Origin of the sequence: Lactiplantibacillus argentoratensis (assembly GCF_037290055.1) — a bacterium.
GTDB lineage: Bacteria > Bacillota > Bacilli > Lactobacillales > Lactobacillaceae > Lactiplantibacillus > Lactiplantibacillus plantarum.
On the sequence record NZ_CP147647.1, the window covers coordinates 1,266,304 to 1,288,653 of the forward strand.

The 22,350-nt window shown below is 45.1% G+C and carries 17 protein-coding genes, 1 pseudogene and 1 other annotated feature; of the genes and pseudogenes, 14 read left to right on the forward strand and 4 right to left on the reverse strand.

What is annotated here, in order from left to right:
• The first annotated feature begins 61 nt into the window (after nt 1-61).
• The 3 genes from V7R88_RS05845 (at nt 62) to V7R88_RS05855 (ending at nt 3,730) form a co-directional block, all read left to right on the forward strand.
• A complete protein-coding gene (locus tag V7R88_RS05845; protein WP_003638551.1) occupies nt 62-748 on the forward strand; it encodes a response regulator transcription factor in 687 nt (228 codons plus the stop codon).
• Complete coding sequence (locus tag V7R88_RS05850) at nt 748-2,391, forward strand: HAMP domain-containing sensor histidine kinase (protein WP_003645182.1); 1,644 nt, start codon at nt 748-750, stop codon at nt 2,389-2,391. The genes V7R88_RS05845 and V7R88_RS05850 overlap by 1 nt, the downstream gene beginning before the upstream one ends.
• 370 nt (nt 2,392-2,761) lie before the next feature.
• Nucleotides 2,762-3,730: a UbiA family prenyltransferase gene (locus tag V7R88_RS05855; RefSeq protein ID WP_072535493.1), complete on the forward strand. Its 969-nt coding sequence runs from the start codon at nt 2,762-2,764 to the stop codon at nt 3,728-3,730.
• Nucleotides 3,731-3,864: 134 nt separating this feature from the next.
• Here V7R88_RS05855 and V7R88_RS05860 read toward each other — a convergent pair whose 3' ends face one another.
• Nucleotides 3,865-7,050 carry an AAA family ATPase gene (locus V7R88_RS05860; protein ID WP_060598917.1) on the reverse strand — a complete coding sequence of 1,062 codons (3,186 nt, stop codon included), beginning with the start codon at nt 7,048-7,050 and terminating at the stop codon, nt 3,865-3,867.
• Nucleotides 7,051-7,052: 2 nt separating this feature from the next.
• The gene (locus V7R88_RS05865; RefSeq protein WP_057717630.1) at nt 7,053-8,234 is read right to left on the reverse strand and encodes an exonuclease SbcCD subunit D; all 1,182 of its coding nucleotides are present in this window, start codon (nt 8,232-8,234) and stop codon (nt 7,053-7,055) included.
• 731 nt (nt 8,235-8,965) lie between these two features.
• Between V7R88_RS05865 and V7R88_RS05870 the strand changes: the two are divergent.
• The 3 genes and pseudogenes from V7R88_RS05870 (at nt 8,966) to V7R88_RS05880 (ending at nt 11,664) form a co-directional block, all read left to right on the forward strand.
• Nucleotides 8,966-10,339 (forward strand): annotated as a pseudogene (locus tag V7R88_RS05870) (peptide ABC transporter substrate-binding protein).
• A gap of 169 nt (nt 10,340-10,508) precedes the next feature.
• Nucleotides 10,509-10,673 (forward strand): thioredoxin family protein, encoded by a 165-nt coding sequence (locus V7R88_RS05875; RefSeq protein WP_237761837.1) that lies wholly within the window; start codon nt 10,509-10,511, stop codon nt 10,671-10,673.
• 412 nt (nt 10,674-11,085) lie between these two features.
• The gene (locus tag V7R88_RS05880) at nt 11,086-11,664 is read left to right on the forward strand and encodes an SdpI family protein (RefSeq protein ID WP_060598918.1); all 579 of its coding nucleotides are present in this window, start codon (nt 11,086-11,088) and stop codon (nt 11,662-11,664) included.
• A gap of 146 nt (nt 11,665-11,810) precedes the next feature.
• On the opposite strand, the gene yidC is transcribed toward V7R88_RS05880, so the two are convergent.
• Nucleotides 11,811-12,734, reverse strand: a complete 924-nt coding sequence (gene yidC / locus V7R88_RS05885; protein WP_060598919.1) for a membrane protein insertase YidC — start codon at nt 12,732-12,734, stop codon at nt 11,811-11,813.
• A gap of 63 nt (nt 12,735-12,797) precedes the next feature.
• Nucleotides 12,798-13,070 (reverse strand): acylphosphatase, encoded by a 273-nt coding sequence (locus V7R88_RS05890; protein ID WP_003638559.1) that lies wholly within the window; start codon nt 13,068-13,070, stop codon nt 12,798-12,800.
• Nucleotides 13,071-13,336: 266 nt separating this feature from the next.
• Here V7R88_RS05890 and V7R88_RS05895 point away from each other — a divergent pair, with 266 nt between their 5' ends.
• From V7R88_RS05895 to greA, 8 genes are all read left to right on the forward strand, one after another.
• The gene (locus V7R88_RS05895) at nt 13,337-14,104 is read left to right on the forward strand and encodes a TrmH family RNA methyltransferase (protein WP_060598920.1); all 768 of its coding nucleotides are present in this window, start codon (nt 13,337-13,339) and stop codon (nt 14,102-14,104) included.
• A 100-nt stretch (nt 14,105-14,204) separates the two neighbouring features.
• The gene (locus V7R88_RS05900) at nt 14,205-14,714 is read left to right on the forward strand and encodes an HD domain-containing protein (protein ID WP_003640309.1); all 510 of its coding nucleotides are present in this window, start codon (nt 14,205-14,207) and stop codon (nt 14,712-14,714) included.
• 22 nt (nt 14,715-14,736) lie between these two features.
• On the forward strand, nt 14,737-15,096 hold the full coding sequence (locus V7R88_RS05905; protein WP_057717636.1) for a winged helix-turn-helix transcriptional regulator: 360 nt from the start codon (nt 14,737-14,739) through the stop codon (nt 15,094-15,096).
• Nucleotides 15,097-15,142: 46 nt separating this feature from the next.
• Nucleotides 15,143-15,370: a binding site (T-box leader), on the forward strand.
• 53 nt (nt 15,371-15,423) lie between these two features.
• Complete coding sequence (locus V7R88_RS05910; RefSeq protein WP_057717637.1) at nt 15,424-16,470, forward strand: phenylalanine--tRNA ligase subunit alpha; 1,047 nt, start codon at nt 15,424-15,426, stop codon at nt 16,468-16,470.
• An 8-nt stretch (nt 16,471-16,478) separates the two neighbouring features.
• On the forward strand, nt 16,479-18,896 hold the full coding sequence (pheT, locus tag V7R88_RS05915; protein WP_060598921.1) for a phenylalanine--tRNA ligase subunit beta: 2,418 nt from the start codon (nt 16,479-16,481) through the stop codon (nt 18,894-18,896).
• Nucleotides 18,897-19,042: 146 nt separating this feature from the next.
• Entirely contained in the window at nt 19,043-20,248 is a 1,206-nt protein-coding gene (mltG, locus tag V7R88_RS05920; RefSeq protein ID WP_072535492.1) for an endolytic transglycosylase MltG, read from the forward strand.
• 18 nt (nt 20,249-20,266) lie between these two features.
• Nucleotides 20,267-20,896, forward strand: coding sequence for a uridine kinase (udk, locus tag V7R88_RS05925; protein WP_057717639.1), 630 nt, complete (start codon nt 20,267-20,269; stop codon nt 20,894-20,896).
• A gap of 109 nt (nt 20,897-21,005) precedes the next feature.
• Nucleotides 21,006-21,488, forward strand: coding sequence for a transcription elongation factor GreA (gene greA / locus V7R88_RS05930; protein WP_003640314.1), 483 nt, complete (start codon nt 21,006-21,008; stop codon nt 21,486-21,488).
• Nucleotides 21,489-22,350: the final 862 nt, after the last annotated feature.

Genomic DNA, 22,350 nt, shown 5'->3' on the forward strand with positions numbered 1-22,350 from the left:
GATAAATCACTGATTCGTACGGTTTTTAGATAAGTTGAATATTAGGAGTGACTAAAAGTAAATGAGTCGAATATTAATTATTGAGGATGAAAAAAACCTCGCACGCTTCGTTGAATTAGAATTAAAACACGAAGGCTATGATATTCAAGTCGAATATAACGGCCGTAAAGGGTTAGACGCAGCGTTAGCTGAAGATTTTGATGCCATCCTATTAGACCTGATGTTACCAGAACTGAACGGTTTGGAAGTCTGCCGGCGGGTTCGTGAAGTCAAGAACACGCCAATCATTATGATGACGGCCCGTGACTCCGTGATTGACCGAGTTTCCGGCTTGGATCATGGTGCGGATGATTACATCGTTAAGCCGTTTGCCATTGAAGAACTACTCGCACGTTTGCGGGCGTTACTACGGCGGATCGATTTGGAAAGTGAACAACAGAGCACTAAACAAACGACCGTTACTTACAAAGATTTAACGATTGAAAAGGAAAACTTAGTCGTTAAACGTGGTGACGAAGTGATCAACTTGACAAAACGTGAATATGAACTGTTATTAACTTTGATGGAAAATATTAACGTTGTCCTCGCGCGCGATGTCTTATTAAACAAAGTATGGGGCTACGAATCAGAAGTTGAAACGAATGTCGTCGACGTTTATATCCGTTACTTACGGAACAAGATTGACCGACCAGGAGAAAAGAGTTACATCCAAACTGTTCGTGGGACTGGATACGTGATTCGTTCTTAATGACTGACGCTGATACGAATCAAGTGACGCCTAAACCACGGCGCCGTTGGTCATTAAAATGGAAATGGGCGCTCGGGACCGCAATTGGGTCCGCGCTCATTTTTATTTGTTTTTCATTATTGGTCTATAAGAGTTTCACGAACCTCTTATTGCGCCAAGAACAACGGAACGTGGCTAGTGCTGTTACAACGGTGCAACAATCGTTACGAACGGAGTCGAAGGGACTGACCATTAAGTCGGTGGCTGCTAAATTGCAACCCGAAGCGAGTGTTGAACCGGCAACTACCATGAGTGAACGTAAGCATGGTGTGCTGCAAAGTAAAATCTTTTCAGATTCCGATTTAACAGCCTTATCCCGCACAAACTTAGCTGTGACGGTTTATGATCCACATGGGAACACACTCTATCTATCCCGCAAGGATGCACATGAGTTCTCTAAGAATAAGACGCGTCAGGTGGTGGTGATTGGCCGAGGAAGTGATGCTGAATTAGTTGGGCGGGCGCCCATTTATGCGGCTAGCAATCACCGTTTGATTGGTTACACCCAGGTCACCGATAATTTGGCGGAATACCATTCAACGACTCAGAATTTGATCTGGATCTTTATTGTGATGACAATGATCACTATTTTTGGTGCCACGCTACTGGGCTATTTCTTAGCTGCGTTTCTATTACGGCCAATGCGTAAAATCAAACAGACGATTAATGCGGTCAATGATGATCCGCAAACTGACTCGCGAGTGCCCGATCTTAAACGCAATGATGAATTGTCGGATTTAGCAGTCGTATTCAATGATATGCTTGATCAGATGCAACGCTATATTAATCAACAGCAGCAATTTGTTGAAGACGTTTCCCATGAATTACGGACCCCGGTGGCCATTATCCAGGGCCATATGGAGTTGCTGAATCGATGGGGCAAGGATGATCCACAAGTGTTGTCGGAATCATTGGCGGCTAGTTTGTCAGAAACCAAGCGAATGCAGAGCTTAGTTCAAGAAATGTTGGACTTATCGCGTGCTGAACAATTGGAAATCAATTTTAGCCATGAGACGTCGGACGTTCAGAAGTTAGTGACGCAAGCATTTAACGATTTTACGATGATTCATCCCGACTTTCATTTTACGTTTGATGATGATGTTAAAAAGCCGGTGTATGCTCAGATTTACCGTAATCACCTCGAGCAAATTCTGATTATTTTATTGGATAATGCGGTCAAGTACTCGACACGACGTAAAGAAATCCATTTATCATTATCCACGGATTATCGCTACATTGAAGTCGCCGTCCAAGACTTTGGCGAGGGTATTTCTAAGGACAATCTCGATCGAGTTTTCAACCGTTTTTATCGGGTTGATAAGGCGCGTAGCCGTGATAAGGGTGGTAACGGGTTAGGATTATCCATTGCGCAACGGTTAGTTGAAGGTTACCATGGTCATATTAGTGTTGAATCTGTGGTGGGCCAAGGCTCGATCTTTCGGTTCCAGTTACCGATTCTACGGGACGCGAAGCTCTTAGCTAAGGCCGAGGCTGAAACGAATGATGTTGAAAAGATTGCCAAGTCGGAACTGCCAGCCGGAATCCGACCAGCTACTCGTGATGAAGATGAAGCGCCCTTGGATGATCATGAGCACGACCACTAGGTAATCGAATCATTGATGAATTTAAAACGCACATTCAAGTTAATTTAACTTGAATGTGCGTTTTCAGTATGGATAATTGCGCTGTAATGAATTTTAAAGCCGCGGCCTATGGGATCATATCGTGATTTTGAGGGAGGCCTGGATCAATATTGAGCATCGACTGACAGTTCGATAGGGCGCAGTAAGATGCTGATTAAACGACGAATAGGTTGTACACCAGCAGGCTGGGTTTAATCCTGATTCAGATTGATCCGACTCGAAATATATTTAAGCTGACCGATATTTGTTGGTATGTTCATCATGAAACCATTTTCACAAGTAACCTTTTTTGGTATAGTGGAAGAGTAGTTAATTTAATCAGGGGGCGAAGTTGTTGACGAACGAACCAACTTATCGGCCAATGACGTTCAAAATTTTTTTGGAATTCATTCGGCTAAATGCCAAGGCAGCTAGTGTGGTGCCGTATTTTATTGGTGTTTTATTTTCAATCTATTATTTTCATGCGTTTAATTGGATCAATTCGTTAATTTACTTAGTTGCACAAGTAGCGATTGCATTGTTTGTGACGGGGTTTAATAACGTGCAGGATTACTACTTGGCTAAGGATTTACATTATCGGGATACTTATAACATTGTTGGCCGTGAGCACCTGTCACCACGACGATCATTGAATTTGATGCTAGCGATGTTAGCAACTGCAATTATTTTAGGATTAGTGCTAGTCGTCAGAACAAACCTATTGTTACTGTTCATGGGCGCTGCAGCGATTGGTGTGGCTATCTTCTATACCTATGGCCCGGTGCCGTTTTCGCGCTTCCCGTTGGGTGAATTACTGTCAGGATGTGTCGAAGGATTTGGCGTTTTCTTTCTGAGTGTTTATATGAACGTCGCGACCCCCGTACTGGCGGGCTTTAAGTTTGCTTGGCCGCAGTTTGCGATTGTGGGGAACTTAGAGAACATATTGGTCATGATTTTAGTGGGGCTACCAGGGATTTTCTTGGTTGCGAATATCATGTTAGCTGATAATATTTCAGATTTACAACAGGATATTCGCAATGAACGTTATACGGTTCCATACTATATTGGTCATCGTTGGTCACTACGGGTCTACGATACGCTAGCGCTGTTAGGTTATTTGCCAGTGCTGATGAGTGTTGTTTTACAAATACTACCGATTTATCAGCTGGCAGTGTTGCTCGTTTTACCAAAAATTTTGAAGAATATTCGGGCCTTTAACGCGGTGCAAGTGAAAGAAACCACCTTTAATACGGCACCACAAAATTTGATGATGTTTCAAGGCATGCAATTACTTGGACTGATCCTGGGTATTTTCTTTTAATCCGGTCTGATTAATTGGGATGGTTCGCAAAAACAGCGGCCGTCATCCAGCATAATTGCTGAATGACGGCCGCCGTTTTTTGTGTCGCTGTTTTTTGGACCTTGTTAGTCATGTACTGCGGTTGTTTTCGGCGGCTATTTACTGATCAACCGCACGGTACTGCGGCCATCCCCCATCTTTTTGATGAGAACTTGTTGGCCAATCGTTCGTTTCATTGATTCAATGTGACTGATAACACCGACCATTCGGTTTTCACCAATTGTTTCGAGTGCCTGCATCGCTTTTTCCAAAGTTTCATCATCCAGGGAGCCGAAGCCTTCGTCGACAAATAGTGCGTCGATTTGGACGCCATTAGCCGAAGATTGAACGACCTCACTGAGCGAGAGTGCAATCGACAGAGCAGCAATGAAGGTTTCACCACCAGACAACGTGTTGGATGAACGCGAGTTGCCGGTCTCATTATCGTAAACATTGATATCGAGGCCATGGTCACTGCGGTTATCACTCGCTTCGGCAGCTAGTTCAAATGTGTAGCGGTTATTGGAAAGCAGGTTGATAAAGTGATCATTGGCGTAGTTTAAGACGCGTTGCAAGTAGTTTTGGACAACGTAGGTCTCTAACTTGAGCTTGTGATCGTTGCCATCTTTACCAGTCATGATATTATACAGGCTTGTAATTTCGGCGAACCGCTTTGCAAATGTGCCTTGCTGGTGCATGATTTGTTGGACTTTTTCGAGACAACTTTGCGCGTCGGTTAAGGCTTGTTCCGCCACGGTTTGGGATTGCAGTGCTCGATCCTTATGAGCTTGCAGGTCGGCCAGCTGAGCTTGGATGCCCGTAATATTCGGTCGTTCAACGTTCGTTAAGGCGGTTTGCAGTTGCTTGATTTCGGTTGTCAGACGCTCCTTGTCTTGCCGATAGGTGGCAATTTGGACTTGCAGGGCGGTCAGTCGACCATTGGCGAGTTCTTCTAACCAATTTTCAAGTACGGTTTGGTCATGAGTCGGTGCTTCTGGAGCAGCTAAGGCCTGTGCGATTGTTTGCTCAAGCTGCGTGCGCGTGGCCTGTGTTGTCTTCAACCGGTCGTTTAAATCATCGAGCTTAGTTTGATGTTTTGATAAAGTAAGTTGACTGATTTGAACGGTGGCTTGGGCGGCCTCTAGGCGTTGTTGGTAGGTCGCGACGATCTGATTGAGATGCGCTTTTTCGGCCAGCAGGTCAGCGCTTGTGACTTGTAAGTCCGTACCAATGGCTGCCTGAGCTACCGTCAAATCGGCTGTTTTATTGCGCAATAAGGCCCGTTGTTCGCCTAACTGTAACTCCGTTTGTTGGGCCTGTTTTTGTTGTGCTTCCAGTTCAGCAGTATATTTCTCAATAGCTTGAACCACTCGTTGGGCTGCCTCAAGCTTCTTCGTAATTGTGGCGAGTTGCCCAGCGAAAAAAGCCCTGACTGCGGTCAAATCGTAGGGTGACTTTAGTGCTAGTCCGTTGGTTTCAATCAACTGTTGGTAAGTTGAAGTTAGTTGCGTTTGGGCGGTGGTTACTTGCTGCGTAGCCTGGTCAACTTCTGTTTCAGCCTGTTCGACACGTTGTTGAGTTGCTTCCACTTGCTTGTTGGCTGCCGCCAGCGCGTTTTGAGCGTCGTCAACGGCTTGCATGGATTGTCGTAAGTCAGCTTCATTTGCAACGATGGTTGTGACCGGCATCTGTGAATGATCGGTTGATCCACAGACCACGCAGGGCTGGCCGTCAACGAGTTCTTGTTGTAATTGGGCAATCATTAAGCTTTGGCGTTGACCACGTTGTTGTTCAAATTGGACTTGCGCATTGTGCTGATTCTGTTCATCGCGGGCAAGCTGCGCCCGTAAATCAGTCAGTTGCTTGGTGACGCGCTGCTGTTCTTGTTGCGCACCTCGCCATTGACTATCAAGTGGTGTCAGGGTGTCGACGAACTGTTCTCGTTGTTTAATCAGCAAATCTTTAGTGGCGTGTAAGTCATCAATAGATGGCAAGTTCGCTTGTTGGGTGGTGATTTTGGCTGTTAATGTCTTTATTACGGTTTGGTGCTGTTCAAAAGTCGCCTTCAGATCAGCGACACTCGGCTTGAGCTTTGCGAGCTGTGCGATGAGACTTTCAACGCGTTGCGCTTGTGGAATCAACGTGGCCAATTGTTCCAAGCGCTGCTGGTGCTGATGGTTAGCTTCACTTTGGTCATGTAATTGTTGAACTGCAGCTTGCGCTTGGCGATAGTCGTCCTGCGCTTGTTGCACGTTATCCATAGCTGCTTGCTGGTCAAGTGTCAATTGCTTTTGGTCACGTGTTTGTTGAGTGAGGGCTTGCATGGTGGCTTGTAGGGGCTGGGCCCAAGTTAACGCGTGCAACTGTTGCTTGGCTATGGTAATTGCCGGTGTTTGTTCTTCAACTTTAGTTTGATAATCAGCTTGCGCCTGTGTGAGCCGGTCAAATTGTTGTTGGCGATCGCGTGCTTGCTGGTAGGTCGTTTCGGCCGCTTTAACAGACCGATTGATTTTACTAGTCGTTTGCTGTGCTTGGTCAAAAGCACTTTGACGCGTCGTAACAAATGCTCGTAGTAGTGGAATTTTTTGATTGTCCGGAACTGCTTGAAGTTGAGCCTGTTCCTCATCATTCCAAGTTGCTGAGGCTAGTGCGACCCGCAAATCGGCGACAAACTGATCACCAGTCTTGCTGGCGGTTTGATACTCCGCTTTAAGTTCCGCAGTAAAGTCTGAATAAAGTTGCGTTCCAAAAATCTTTTTAAGAATTTTTTCCTTGTCAGTCGTTTTTGACTTTAAGAATTCCGAAAAGTCATTTTGGGGGAGTAGAATGATTTTTTTAAATTGATCGGCAGTCAAATTCAAGATGGTCGTGATCTCGGGACCAACGTCGGCCGGTTTGGTTGCAATGCTCTCAATCTCCACGCCACCAACGTGATCAACGACAGCTAATTTGGCCGTACTATTCTTTTTCGTCAGTCCAGAACCCTTTTTCTTAGCTAAGTATTGCTCAGGGGAGCGCGCAATCTTATAGAGTTGATTGCCTTGCTCAAAGTAGAAGGTGACGCTTGTCGGTTGGTCGGCGGGGGCAAACTGGCTGCGCATCTCTTTGGCTGCCCGACCATCCGTCCCATCATTCGTCGTACTGCCAAAGAGGGCAAAAGTCATGGCGTCGAAAATAGTTGACTTACCGGCCCCAGTATCACCACTAATCAGAAAAATCGGCGTACTTTCTAGCTTGCTAAAATCAATAATTGAATGTTCGTGGGGGCCAAAATAGTTCATGGCTAAATAAACGGGTTTCACGGCTAATCCTCTTTTCTTAAGTTGACAAAAATCTGGTCGACGAGTTGTTGTTGTGTCGTTGAGAGTTGTTTACCAGTAATCGCGTGGAAAAACTGCCCAACAATTGCATCAGGACTCAGTTCGTTCATGTTTTTGGGGCCACTGATGGCGGTGGCTTGGTGGTTCGATTCGTAGTCCAGTTCGACAATCGTGCCGTAGATTTGTTCAAGCTGTGCCCGGACGTTCAGATGCTTACTACGGTCGAATTCTTGGACGGTAATCGCGAACCATGCTTGCTTTAACGGCTGTTGCTGATAAAAGTTGGGATCAAGTAACGTTTCCCAAGGCGCACGCAACGTAACCAAGTCAGTTTGCGGCTGAATTGGTTTGAATTCATGGGTGATCGCAGTGGGTGTGATTGTCACGATCTCAACACCTTTGCCATGGAACTTAGGGTTGACTTCCTTGACGTTGAATTTGACGGGACTGCCCGAATAGCGAATGCAATCTTTGTCGGGTGAGGCTAAGCGAGTGTGAATATGGCCCAGCATCACGTAGTCGAAGTCTGCGAATAAATCGGTGGTCAGCGTCGCCAAGCCGCCCACTTTGGAAGTCGTTTCACTAGTCAGTTCCAAGTCGTCATCCGCTTTGGGTGTAACGGTAAAATGGGTAATCAACAAATGCCGTTTTGCAGGATCAAAGGTGGCAACGAGGTCACTAATCACGCGTTGCATCGCATCGTGAATGGTGTGAATCGCCTTGACCTGCTTTTCAGGCAAACCTTGTTGCTGATAGTAGACCCGCGCGTCAATAGGGTCAAAAAACGGTAACATAAAGATTTGTGCCGTTGGGGTCTCGATGGGCGTGAAGGCCTCGGCTAGTAACGTATTGATATGAAAGTTATTATAGGCTAGCCATTCACGACCATAGTTGAGACGCTTGGCGCCATCATGGTTGCCAGCAATGGCATAGATTGGTAAGTGATGCTCGATATTAATAGCCTGCAGCATGTGGTCGAGTGAAGTGACCGCATCGGTACTTGGCACGGCCCGGTCGTAGATATCCCCAGCAATCACGATACCGTCAACTTTTTCAGCCAATGCAATCGCGAGGATCTGCTTGAACGCTGCTTCCTGTTCATCAAGCAAAGAATAACCATTAAGCGTCCGGCCGATGTGCCAATCCGCTGTATGTAGTAACTTCATGAAAGTTTCCCCCTGAGTTTGAATTGTTAAGTTCCATTATCGCATATTTACATAAAATTTCAGGAAACAAAGTGTCGTTTGCTCAAAGTGGATTGCTTTTGACGAAATACGTTGGATTTAGTTCGGCATGTTGGCGGACAAGTGACGTTGATTGAGTCTTGATTGTCAGAAAAAGTCATTGCATTTTTAATGGATTAATATTAATATTGGATTATAAAAATTAAGTGATGATGAGAAGAGTAGCTAGTTAATAAATTTGAAGCGACCATGGATAGTGAAAGCATGTGAATTTAGTGCTGGTGAAGATGAGCTCGGAGCATGGTTTTTGTGCAAGCAAAAGCTGCGGGTGGTGCCGTTATAGACCACTTATAAGTGGAGCCACGTTTGACTGTTGGCTCAACTCAAAGGTGGTACCGCGGGAAATCTCGTCCTTATGTTAGTTAAGGACGGGATTATTTTTTTAGTTGGAGGACATCGTTATGAGAAAGAAGTACTTGGGATTTGGAATAACCATCAGTGGCATGATTTTATTACTAGTTGGTTGTGGTCGTGCAACCAGTTCAGCAACGCATCACAGTCGAACTTTAAACTTGATGCAAACGGCAACACTGACAACACTTGATAGTACCAATCAAGCAACTTTGCCAGAATTTAATACATTAGTAAATACAACGGAAGGACTTTATCGGTTAAACAGTCAGGATCAGCCAGTACCGGCGATGGCGACAAAGATGGTCAAGCCAGTGCACCATGGTACAGTGTATGTTTTTCATATCCGTAAATCTGCTAAATGGAGCAATGGGGATCCGGTCGTGGCGAGTGATTTTGAGTATGCGTGGAAACGAGCCATGAATCCGGCTAATAAGCCCGTGTACACGTACATCTTTAGCGGTATTAAGAATGCTGATGCAATCAATAGTGGTTAAAAAAGTTATCGGAGTTTGGGAATTAAGGCGACTGGGAAACGAACTTTAAAAATAACGCTGGATCATCCAATTGCAGCTTTCAATAAACTGGTTACGGTTCCGGTGTTTCTGCCTCAGGATCAGAAATTTGTGACTAAGGTTGGAACTTCCAGATATGGCACCAGTGCATCAACGACGGTTTCTAATGGTGCTTTCAAAGTTGCAAGTTGGACGGGTTCAAACGATACTTATCTTCTGAAGCGTAATCGCTACTATTGGGATCAGAAAGCAATTCATCTTAAGCAGATCCGATATCAAACGGTTAAGGATGCCAACACAGCGCATAATTTATTCGAGGACGGCAAACTAGATGATGCGACTATTTCCGGTGTGACGGCTAAAAGTCTGCAACATGATACAGCCGTCAAACATGTTGACCGCGCATGGACTTATTATTTGCAAGTAAATCAACGGGCGGGACAACCGTTAGAAAACCGAAAATTGCGTCAGGCCCTCTCGTTGGTGATTAATCGACAGCAACTTACCAAGACCGTCTTGGCCGACGGTTCAAAGCCCGCCTCGAGTTTCGTAAGTCCGGGTACGGCGGTCGATCCGACGACCAAGCGCGACTTTAGTGCAGAAACCAGCACTTCGACGAAAGTGAATATTGCTAAAGCCAAGCGCTTGTGGGCCGCGGGATTGAAAGAAACTAAGGTGAAGGGAACGGTGCAACTAACATTGGTGGGTGATGACCAAGATGTGACCAAAAATGTGGCTCAATTTGTTCAACAGCAAGTGCAACAACACTTGAGTCGGGTAAAGGTTAGTACGAAAAACGTTCCTGACAAGGGATTACAGAATTTGAAAAGCGATGGTCAATTCGGGCTCAGTCAGTGGTATTGGTTAGCTGATTTTGCTGATCCGGTCAACTATCTTGGGGTTCTTCAATCGGGTAATAGTATGAATAGCGGTAGGTTCAGTGACAAAACGTATGATGATTTATTGACGAAAGCTAAACAAACAAGCAGTCAAAAGCAGTATTGGCAAAGTTTACGTCAGGCGGCTAACCGATTACAAAACCAAATGGGAATAGTTCCGCTGTATTATGTTAGTGAAACGCACCTGGTGACGCACAAACTCGCTGGTGTTGAGTACCATGCTGCAGGGGAAACTGATTATACTAGAGCTTACTTTAAATAAAGGTGTGATAAAAATGAAAAAAATTGGAACACAAACTCAAACTGAATTCTTTAATATGATTGATACTGGCTACTTTATTGTATATTTTGGTGCTGATTGGTGTCGCGAGTGACAGTATATTCGGCCCAAGTTACCGACAATTGAACATGAATTTTCTCAGTATCGTTTTATTAAGGTTGACCGTGATGAAAATATACAGCTTTGTTTGGAATTGAACGTTCGGGGATTGCCAAGCTTTATTGCATATCGAGAAGGTCAAGAAATCGGCCGATTTGTGAATGGAAATTTAAAAACACAGCCTGAAATTGAAAACTGGATACGCAGTTTGAAGTAGTCTGTCAGCTGTTATTAATCTACTTGAAAACCCAAAAAATAAGTGGGGCAATCATCGGAATCGTTATCAAAATGGAATTTGCTGATGAACATGAACGTCCCGACATCAAATTTATGGATTCAATATTTAAGCGCGTCAGGCGGTGCTGGAATGACCGGCAGACATTTTCTTGCTCCCCCACTTGCCGGCTACAAAGCAAGTGGGGGACTTCGTAAAGTTGTTGGCCTGACTAACGCTAAAACGGACAAAGTACCCCACACATCACCGAATCAAACTATAATTGTTTGCAACTGGTAAGCAGTTTTATGCGCTCTTAACTTCTAGTAACAATGGGTTGGAATACGCCGTTGTGTGAAAGATTGGTAGTTGTATGGAGCCAAATACTAGTTCGAACGAGAATGGGGGCTGACTCATGATTCCAGAAAAGTGGCAACAGACGCTTGGAGTTAAATTACTCGTCGTGGTGAATTTAATCAATTTGGTCATCTTAGCGGTGGTCAAACTGGGCAATCGTGGACCTGTGTGGCGAGTTCGTAATGCACCGTTAGCCGTGGTTGGTGGGTTGTTTTTAATTGGGCTTAGTTTGATTTTGATTTGTAAACAGAATTCCAACTGGCGCAAGGGGACGTATCTCGGTGCTGATATTAACTTGACCGTTTTATTCTATTTGTTACTCATTGATTTCAATCGGATTGTCACGATTGGCTTTGCGCTGATTGCGCTGATTATCTCGATTGTGGCACTACCGATGGCGTATGTGCCTCGTAATTTTTTGGTTGGAATCCGGATTCCGTGGAACTATTTGTCAGAAGAAAACTGGCACCGGACGAACGTGCTAGCAGGCCGATTGTTTGGCATTTCAGGACCGCTGTTAGTAGCGATGGGAAAGATGTCCACCAAGTCATTTCTCAATGTCTTTGTTATACTCATCGTGTTAGTCGTGATTTTGACCGTGGGTTATTCCTACCGGCTAAGTAAGAAATTGATCTAATCGGCCTGGCAGCGTTAATTGGCATCCCGTGGTAATGTTCGTAAAATCAGTTAAGGGGACGGCTGTATGCCAGTTAAGTGAAACGTAAAAAGCACCGCCATGAGAATTTTCATGACGGTGCTTTAGTGTTGATTAAGCTTCAGTTATTATTTATGATGTCGTTGTTGTTTACCGGCATTCCGACCACGCCCCGCATTATTTTGCGGACGAGGATGACTAAGCCTGGATTCAGTTGCACTAACCGGCTTTGGTTGCGTCGGTGTTGGTGTTTTGATTGGGTGCTTTTTGAGTTCTGCTTCAACTTCGCGCCGAATACGTGGCCGGAAGAAGTTGATGATCAGTGTTTGCAAGCAGGCAAATAAACCACCAACGAAGAAGTAAAGTCCTAAACCTGCGGGAGCGGACATGGAAACAAATAAAATCATGACCGGACTCATAATGAGCATGAGACGCATCGTCTTCTTCTGTTCTTCAGGTAAACCAATCATGGATAGGTAACCCTGTGCCAAGTAGGATAAAAAGGCTAAAATGGCTAGAATCAGACTGGATTTCCCAAGGGAGATTCCCATAAAGGTCGCCTTAGATAATTCAGGCGAATAGCGAATAGCGTAGTACAAGGCGGAGAAAATTGGCAGTTGAATCAGTAGTGGTAAACAGCCAATACCACCAGTCATACTAATACCGTTGTCACGGTAAAGTTGCATGAGTTCATTACTGATTGCGGCTTTTTCTTCCTGAGTCGTCGCTGCTTTTTGCCGTGCCTGGATTTTTTCCATCTGTGGCCGAACTGCGGACATTTTTTCTTGTTGGTAAGTCGATTTACGTTGCTGGTTGATCATCATTGGTAGCAAGACAAGTCGCACAATGACCGTCAAGCCAATGATTGCCCAACCGTAGTTGTTACCGAATAGTTGTGACAACCATTCCATCACGTTTTGCCCTGGCTTTGCAAGGTACTCGTAGACGAATCCGTATGGTTTACCAGCTTTGGTCGTTTGCACACAACCGCTTAGAAACAGCGCTAACGTTCCTAAGGTGATGGTGAGCGTAAGGCCTTTTTTTGATTTCACTAGTTAATAATCCCCTTTGTTAAAGTCATATAATGATGATGATACTAAAGATGTCGGGGGAATTCAATTGGTTATCCGAAAATCATGATAGTTTTGTGGTTCAACTTCGTGGACTTCGAGGTGCTTGACTTTGCCAAAATCAGTGGGGGACTGCCGAACAACGTCGATAAAGACTTGCACTCGTTGGTCTTCGCCCTCGGCTTCAATAAAGACTGAGCCGTCCATCAGGTTACGGACGATTCCGTTCACGCCGCATTTGTCAGCGGCAACTTTAGTGGCCCAGCGAAAGCCCACCCCCTGGACCCGGCCGGTTGCTTTTAATGTTACTGCACGCATTGTGTCACTTCCTTACTTAACTTGTTCAGCTAGTGTAATACATGACTAGCACCCTGATTGTTGCGATTGCCGATTGTATTGCGTCGGCATAATTAGTACAATCAGTATTACCTATATAATAGCATGGAAATGTTCAACGGGCGATATGCTATACTGGGGATAAATCGGCATTTTGACGATGTTTCGGATTCAACGATGACCCAAAGTGCCAAAAACTGGCCAGACCAGCGGATGTTCCAATTGATTAAGATTAAAGGAAGTTAACGATGGAAAAAATTAATTCATTACAGAATGTGCACGTCAAGGCGTGGAAGAAGCTCCAAACAAAGAAGGGACGCAAACAACAGGGACAATACTTGCTAGATGGTTGGCATTTAGTCAACGAAGCAGTTAAAGCACACGTCGCGATTAAGACCTTGCTCATTACTGCCAAGCAACTGGCGACCGAACCGGACTTGACTCATTTTCCAGCGGTCATTGAAATCTCTGATGAAGTTGCCAAACATATCAGTGCGACGGTGACGCCGCAGGGGGTGTTTGCGCTGGCGACCCTGCCTGCTGCAATTGAAGATCTATCACAATTAGATTTAACGCGGCCTTGGTTACTGCTCGATAATGTTCAAGATCCCGGAAATATTGGGACCATGGTCCGGACTGCGGATGCTGCGGGTTTTGCCGGCGTCGCTTTCGGTACCGGGACGGTGGACATTCATCAACCCAAAGTTGAACGAGCCATGCAGGGGAGTCAGTTTCATTTACAACTGATCAGTACTGATCTCGACAAGTTGGTTGACCAATTGCAGGCGCAGGGTTCACCAGTCTACGGTTCAGAGTTAAATCCACAGGCAGCCCGGTATTTAGATATTGACGCGCCGGCTAGTTTTGGCTTGATCATGGGAAACGAAGGTAATGGAATGAGTCAGGAATTATTGGCACGGACAGACCAAAACTTATACATTCCCATCAAGGGACAAGCAGAATCGTTAAATGTAGCCGTGGCAGCGGGCGTTTTAATGTTCGGTTTATATCGCTAACTTACAATTAGTAAGAAAATGCTAAAATCCAGGTAAAATACTTCCAAAATGGCGAGCTTTTTAGTAGAATAGCCGTAGATATTAGCAAAGGGAGCTTTAGATGAAAACTAATAATGCGTGGCAACAAGATTCTGAATACGTGGCGATCGTCGAAGACTTATTAGCACAGCCGGCCGTTCAACGACTAGCTGAGTTTACACAGCACCACCATTCAAATCGATTGGATCATTCGATTGCAGTTTCATATGATAGTTATGTTTTAGCGAAGAAATGGCATCTTAATACGACGGCAGTGGCGCGTGGTGGATTATTGCATGATTTGTTTTATTATGACTGGCGTGAAACCAAGTTTGATCTCGGATCGCACGCATTCATCCATCCGCGGGTGGCGTTACGTAACGCCGAAAAGTTAACAAAATTAACGCCCATGGAAAAAGATATCATTTTGAAGCATATGTTCGGCGCAACTTTAGCTGTGCCGAAATATCGGGAAAGTTTGCTCGTCTCTTTAGTTGATGATTATGAAGCAGAACATGAATTTTTTGGACCATTGCGTATGAAAGTGGCCAAACAACTAGATCGGTTCCGAGGCAAGGTCTCCGCCGGTTAATTCAATAATTGGGGGTCATTGCATGTCAGAAATACTAGCTGACACGGTAACAGAATCCAACGTGGATTTTGAACTGTGTCCAAAATTTGAAAAGACGTTTTCAATTCTCGGGAAGAAATGGAACGGGCTAATTATCGATGTTTTACTGGAAGACGGTCCCCAACGCTTTAAGAATCTGGCTCGTCAGATTCCTAAGTGCAGTGATCGAGTGCTCGTTGTTCGCTTGAAGGAATTGGAAGAAAACGGCATTGTAAGTCGGGTAACCCATTGTGACTCTGCCCTGATCGAGTATCGATTGACCACTAAAGGGCAAGATTTACGGCAAGTGATGGATACCGTCCATGACTGGTCCGATAAGTGGTTTAGTCCGGCCGAATCCTAATACGGGGTTGACGTGCAGGGCACTTTGCCATAAACTGACAATGTAGATAAAAGCCTTGACGAGAAATAGTAGTTAGTTACGGCGTCGTAGGGAAGGGTGTCACCGATTGAAAGCACCCTGGCGACCAAGATTGACGAATTCACTCTCCGAGCTGAAATTGGGCGTTTGTGAAAACAAATAATTTTCCGGTATCCCGACCGTTATGACGGGTTATGAGTGTGCATAGTAATTACGATGCAAACAAGGGTGGTACCGCGATGACCTCGTCCCTTTTTAGGGATGGGGTCTTTTTTTGTCCGCAACGCAACTAAAAATTGGAGGCAGCATATGAGTTTACAAGATCGATTAACCGAATTACGCGATCAAGGCTTGGCCGATATTAAATCCGCCGATGTTTTGAAAAAGGTTAACCAAGTCAAAGTTGATTTGCTTGGTAAAAAGGGGCCGATTACGGAAGTATTGCGCGGAATGCGCGACTTAAGTCCTGAAGAACGGCCAAAGGTGGGGGCTTATGCCAACGAAGTTCGTGACCGGATTCAGGCGGCGATTGATGAACGCCGCGAAGAATTGGAACAAGCGGCCGTTAATAAGCAATTGGCTGCTGAAAAGCTTGACGTGACATTGCCGGGACGGGAAGTCCCACAAGGCCAGCCACATGTGATTACCCAGATCATTACTGAATTGGAAGATTTATTTATGGGAATGGGTTATCAAATCGTTGATGGTGACGAAGTTGAAGAAGATTACTACAACTTTGAACGGTTGAACTTACCGAAGGATCATCCGGCCCGTGACATGCAGGACACGTTCTATATTACTAAAGACGTATTGCTACGGACGCAGACGTCTGCTGATCAGCCGCGGTCACTTGAAAACCACGACTTTTCTAAGGGACCATTGAAGGTCTTGTCACCAGGCCGCGTCTATCGGCGTGATACGGATGATGCAACCCATTCACATCAATTCCATCAAATTGAAGGATTGGTCGTAGACAAGCATATTACGATGGCCGACTTGAAGGGTACGTTAATCCTAGTTGCCAAGACCTTATTCGGCGACCAGTTTGATGTCCGCTTGCGGCCAAGCTTCTTCCCATTCACGGAACCATCCGTAGAAGCTGATGTGACTTGCTTTAATTGCAATGGTAAGGGCTGCGCAATCTGTAAGCAAACGGGTTGGATCGAAGTGTTGGGTGCCGGCATGGTTCACCCCCACGTGTTAGAGATGTCTGGCATTGATCCAGAAGAATATGGTGGTTTTGCCTTTGGGTTAGGACCAGACCGCTTTGCGATGTTGAAATACGGTGTTGACGATATCCGCAACTTCTACTTGAATGACGTGCGGTTCTTGTCACAGTTCTATAAGAAAGGTTAGGCGTCCACATGAGAATTTCTACGACATGGTTACGCGATTATTTGAAGCTGGACATTCCGGCCGATGAATTAGCAGAAAAGATTGAACGGACGGCCGTTGAAGTTGACGGTGTTATTCGTCCCAGTGAAGGATTGAAAAAAGTTGTAGTGGGGCACGTCTTAACGTGTGAGCCACATCCAGATTCTGATCATCTCCACGTTTGTCAAGTGGACGTAGGCGAATCAGAACCCTTGCAAATCGTTTGTGGGGCACCTAACGTTGCGGCTGGCGAAAAGGTGATCGTGGCGTTACCCAATTCATGGATTGGTGGTCACACTAAGATCAAGAAGAGTAAGATGCGGGGAGTTCCATCAAATGGGATGCTGTGCGCCTTAGACGAACTTGGTTTTGATGAAAAGTTAGTTCCCAAAGAAGTTGCGGATGGTATTTTCATTCTGCCTGACGATGCCACGCCAGGTGATCCGGTCTTTTCATACTTAGGGATGGATGATGAAATTATTGACATGTCCGTTACCCCTAACCGTGGTGACATGCTTAGTATGAATGGTACGGCGCATGAACTTGCTGCCATTTACGACCAGCAACCAACGATGCCGAAAGTTGATTTGCATGAAGATGCTACGACGGTGGCTGCGGATGATCTACATGTGGCTGTCGCTGCCGATGAACATGATGTCCCAATGTACAAAATGCGTCTAATTAAAAACGTTACGATTAAACCAAGTCCGTTATGGCTCCAAATTCGAATTTGGAATGCTGGTATGCGGCCAATCAATAACGTCGTTGACGCAACGAACTACATTTTGATGCAATATGGACAACCGCTACATGCTTTTGACTTTGATCAATTGAATGACGGTCAAATTAACGTCCGGTTGGCGAAAGCTGGCGAGCATTTAACGACGTTAGATGGTGAAGATCGCGAATTACTAGCGAGTGATCTGTTGATTTGTAGTGGCGATCAACCAATTTGTTTGGCTGGGACGATGGGTGGCTTAGCGACCGAAGTCACTGATCAGACTACGACCATTGCGTTGGAAGGTGCGGTTTTTGATGCAGTTAAGATTCGTAAAACTGCCCATAATCATGACTTACACAGCGAAGCTTCAATGCGCTACGAACGGGGTATTGACCACGGCATGACCGCAACGGCCTTAGACGCTGCCGCGGCCATGATTGCAGAACTTGGTGATGGTCAAGTTGCTAGTGGTATGCTCATCGGTCGTGAAGAGGATGTGCAACCAACGACAGTAACCATTGACTTAGCACGGATCAACCACGTCTTAGGAACTGAGTTGTCATTGGACACGGTCCGTGATATTTTTAAACGATTGGACTTTCCAACGGTCGTTGCTAATGAAACGTTCACGGTTACGGTGCCATCACGGCGTTGGGATATCCATATTCCAGCTGACCTTATCGAAGAAATCGCCCGGCTATACGGTTATGATAACTTACCAGCGACCCTACCAACGGGCCAACCAACAATCGGTAAGCTTAATGAGACCCAACAGGTGATTCGTGACTCACGTAAGTTAATGGAAAGTGCTGGCCTCACGCAAGCCATCAGTTACTCATTGACCACAGAGGCTAAGGCGAAGGCCTTTGCGCTTCATGCTAGTGACGTCACTAAATTAGACTTTCCAATGAGTTCAGAACGGACCACGCTACGCTTGAGTCTAGTTTCTGGTTTGCTGGATGATTTAGCTTATAACAATGCTCGTAAGGAACACAATGTGGCATTGTATGAAGAAGGACGGGTCTTTTACAGTCAACCTGAACAAGTCCGGCCGAAGGAAATTGAACACATTGCCGGAGCTATTACGGGTTCCATGGTTCCCAAGAGCTGGGGCGTTGCCGAACAACCCGTTGATTTCTTCCAGATTAAGGGTATCGTGGCTGGTTATCTGAAGAGTCTGGCGTTGCAAGATGCCGTTAGTTATGTTGCCACGGCCGAACATCCAGAGATGCATCCTGGTCGGACAGCTGATGTTTACGTTGGTGACCAGTTAGTCGGTTTCGTCGGTGAAGTTCATCCAACGACTGCCAAAGCCTACAAGATTCGGGAAACTTATGTCTTTGAACTGGATTTAACGGCGTTGATTGCCTTACCAAAAGCGCGTCAACAGTATCAACCGATTTCCAAGTTCCCAAGTATCACCCGGGACGTGGCGATGTTGATTGATGACGATGTGACCAACGCAACTGTGGTTGCCTTGATCAACAAGAAGGGCGGCGCGCATTTACGGCACGTTCAACTCTTTGATGTTTATAATGGGAGTCACGTACCTGCTGGCAAGAAGTCACTAGCTTATACGTTAACGTATCAAGATCAAAATGCAACGTTAGTCGATGATGACGTTACGACTGCTTTTGAAAAAGTACTGACAGCCTTAACGGATGAATTAGGTGCAGAGATTCGTTAATTTGTTGATAGTCTTGTTAAACGCCGAATGATTTGAAGTCATTCGGCGTTTAATGTGTGTCCAAGATTCTAAAAAACCATAAAACTAATGGTGAACTAGTGCAAACTGGGCAACAGTTTTGTATAATTGATAAGATTAATCAATAAATGGAGGGGCGAGTCTTGAATAACAACCAGGATAACCAAGATCAGAAGGATCAAAACGATTCACAAGATCGTGGGGTAAATGAACCTAATCGTTCAGAGCAAAAACAACGGAAATCATTTTCGAAACACGTTATTGGTGGCGTTGTTGGTATTTTAGTCGTACTTTTAATTATTGTGGGGGTATTGGGTTATCGATATTTTGATAATGCGACGCAACCATATGACAGTAGCGACAATCGCGTCGTTCAAGTTGACATCCCATACGGTGCGAATGGTAAGAAAATTGCCGATATTTTGCAGCGTGAAAAGGTGATCAAGAGTGGTTTTGTCTTTGAATACTGGACGAAAGCCCATAACTTATCGAACTTTCACGCGGGCTACTATCAGTTGAAGCCGTCGATGTCACTTGCTCAAATCGCGAAGGCCCTGAACAAAGGTGGCTCATCGGAGCCGGTTCAGAGTTCTAGTGGTAAGGTCCTAATCGTTGAAGGTAGTCAGATTAAGACGATTGCGAAGACGGTTCAAAAACAAACTGATTTCACGTCGGCAGAATTTCTAGCCCTAATGAAGGATCAAACATTCATCAAATCGTTGGCCAAGAAATATCCACAATTGCTGAATTCAGCGATGAGTGCTAAGCAAGTTCGTTATCGACTTGAAGGCTACTTGTTCCCAGCAACCTACGTCGTTGGCAAGAAGACAACTTTGAAACAGTTAGTAACGCAGATGGTTTCGAAGACGAATGATGAGCTTGAACCATACTATACGGAAATCAAGAAATCAAAGATGTCCGTGCAAGAAGTCATGACCTTAGCGTCCTTAGTTGAACGTGAAGGCAGTACGACGAAAGATCGCCGGTTGATTGCTGGCGTTTTCTTGAACCGGTTAGCTGCTAAGTGGCGCTTGGATTCTGATATTTCAGTGTTCTATGCGATCAATTCTAACAAGTCAACGTTAACGAATAAAGATTTGCAGACTGATTCACCGTATAACTTACGGTTGAACTTAGGCTACGGCCCCGGACCGTTCAACAGTCCTAGTTTAACATCGATCAAGGCAGTCTTAGATCCTGCACAACGGAGCAAGGGTTACATGTATTTCGTAGCAGATTTGAAGACTGGTGACGTCTATTATGCAAAGGATGCTGCGGGTCACGCGGCCAACATCAAGAAGGTTTCGAAGCACAATGAAGCCGCTGAAAAATAAGAATGAGGCATAACTTAAATGACTGAAAATAAACATCGCCGACCAGTAGTCATTGGGGTAACTGGTGGTTCCGGTAGTGGTAAGACCACGGTTAGTAAAGCAATCTATAATCAATTATCAAGTCAATCTTTACTGATCTTACAACAAGATTCGTACTACAATGACCAGAGTGAGATGACCATGGCTGAACGGCATGCTGTCAATTATGACCATCCGTTGGCCTTCGATACGGAATTAATGATCAAGCAGATCAAGCAGCTACTCGACTATCAACCCATAGAAAAGCCGGTCTACGATTACGAGCAGTACACGCGTAGCGATAAGACCATCCATCAGGAACCACGTGACGTGATCATCGTCGAAGGGGTATTGATCCTGGATGACCAGCGTTTACGCGACCTGATGGACATCAAGGTGTTCGTCGATACCGACGATGATATTCGGATCATCCGGCGCATTCAGCGTGATATCAAAGAGCGGGGCCGGACACTAGACTCTGTGATTGGTCAATACTTGGCGACGGTCAAACCAATGTATCACCAATTTGTAGAGCCCACTAAGCGGTATGCAGATATCATTGTGCCTGAAGGTGGCGAAAATGAAGTTGCCATTGATTTATTGACCACTAAGGTTCGTTCGATTTTATAAAAATAACGTCATAACCAGCACTATTTTGGAGTTTGGAGTTTACTTTTAAAATCTGAAATGGTAGGCTGGTTTTTGATAACTATATTGCGTATTTGAGGAGTGAAACACATTGGCTGAAGATAAGACATATCCAATGACAGAAGAAGGCAAGGTCAAGCTGGAAAAAGAGCTTGAAGACCTTCGAATTAATCAACGTCCAGAAATTATTAATCGTATTAAGATCGCACGTAGCTACGGTGATTTATCAGAAAATTCTGAGTATGAATCAGCAAAGAATGAACAAAGCTTGCTAGAAAACCGGATTAAGACGGTTGAACACATGCTTCAATATGCTGAAATCATCGATAGTGACAAGATTGACGAAACGGAAGTCTCCGTTGGTAAAATCGTGACGTTTAAAGAATTACCTGATGAAGAACCAGAAAGCTACACCATTGTTGGTGCTGCCGAAGCTGATCCAATGGTTGGCAAGATTTCTAATGATTCCCCGATCGCCAAGGGCTTGATTGGGCATCACGTTGATGAAGAAGTTGCCATCAACATTCCAGCCGGTACCATGACGGTTAAGATTTTGAAGGTTGAAAACGCGTAATTTTACGCTTAAGACTGTTTTGAGGTAGGGATACCTTGAGACAGTCTTTTTTTGTTGGTTTAGAAGCGCGACTACTGATTACCAGCCACTATTTAACGAACTGTTACTGAACAAGCACGTTTGTGTGTGAGTTCGGGATTCAAGCAAAACACCCGCTTATCTGCACAAAGCAGGTAAACGGGTGAGTAAATCGGGCACGTTACAATTTTGTTTAGCATTTACTATGATTAAAACATGCCAGTTGTGTAGGTTCGAAAACAGCCAGCTTAGACCCGCTGGAAACAGCTCGAACTCGCGTAGACTTTTGTTGTGGGTTCGTCCTACGCCGACCTCCAGGCATTTCTGCCAATTGCCGGAACGTGGTGGGCACAGATTTGAGCCGAAACACCACGTCTCAAATACTGGCCTTTCACTAACCAAGCAAAGGACGCTTGCAAAGTGAAATTTCACCACTGGGCATTGTCAGAAACGCCTTCCAGTCGGGACAGTATTCGAATGGCTGACGAAGATGTACCCAACTTTTATTGGACTCATCATTGTTCTTCATAAACAGTAATTTTGTCGAGCAACTGTCAGGTCGAAAAGATATTGGATAGCTCGCTATTTCGGAATTACTATAGTAATAATCGAACGTCTCGACAAAGTGGTTAATGTAACCTTAAAGTCTCGTTTAAAGTTCTATTATCAAAATAGCCAACGACCAATTGTACCCAGTTAAGTGGCCGTTCATCAGCCATTCGAGCGGGTTCTCGAAACGTGCTCGGTGCCACTGAAGCCTGTGCTTGCTACGCCAACGGACTAGCATTAATCCGTTGGTTAGGCAATACTCAGCTTCAACCCGCGGCCCCTCACACTCTAGAGA

Coding starts and splice junctions, on each gene's coding strand:
- V7R88_RS05880 (WP_060598918.1), top strand. CDS start 11,086: ATGATTCCAGAAAAGTGGCAACAGACGCTTGGAGTTAAATTACTCGTC.
- V7R88_RS05850 (WP_003645182.1), top strand. CDS start 748: ATGACTGACGCTGATACGAATCAAGTGACGCCTAAACCACGGCGCCGT.
- V7R88_RS05910 (WP_057717637.1), top strand. CDS start 15,424: ATGAGTTTACAAGATCGATTAACCGAATTACGCGATCAAGGCTTGGCC.
- V7R88_RS05900 (WP_003640309.1), top strand. CDS start 14,205: ATGAAAACTAATAATGCGTGGCAACAAGATTCTGAATACGTGGCGATC.
- V7R88_RS05895 (WP_060598920.1), top strand. CDS start 13,337: ATGGAAAAAATTAATTCATTACAGAATGTGCACGTCAAGGCGTGGAAG.
- V7R88_RS05865 (WP_057717630.1), bottom strand. CDS start 8,234: ATGAAGTTACTACATACAGCGGATTGGCACATCGGCCGGACGCTTAAT.
- V7R88_RS05905 (WP_057717636.1), top strand. CDS start 14,737: ATGTCAGAAATACTAGCTGACACGGTAACAGAATCCAACGTGGATTTT.
- V7R88_RS05890 (WP_003638559.1), bottom strand. CDS start 13,070: ATGCGTGCAGTAACATTAAAAGCAACCGGCCGGGTCCAGGGGGTGGGC.
- udk (WP_057717639.1), top strand. CDS start 20,267: ATGACTGAAAATAAACATCGCCGACCAGTAGTCATTGGGGTAACTGGT.
- pheT (WP_060598921.1), top strand. CDS start 16,479: ATGAGAATTTCTACGACATGGTTACGCGATTATTTGAAGCTGGACATT.
- mltG (WP_072535492.1), top strand. CDS start 19,043: ATGGAGGGGCGAGTCTTGAATAACAACCAGGATAACCAAGATCAGAAG.
- V7R88_RS05845 (WP_003638551.1), top strand. CDS start 62: ATGAGTCGAATATTAATTATTGAGGATGAAAAAAACCTCGCACGCTTC.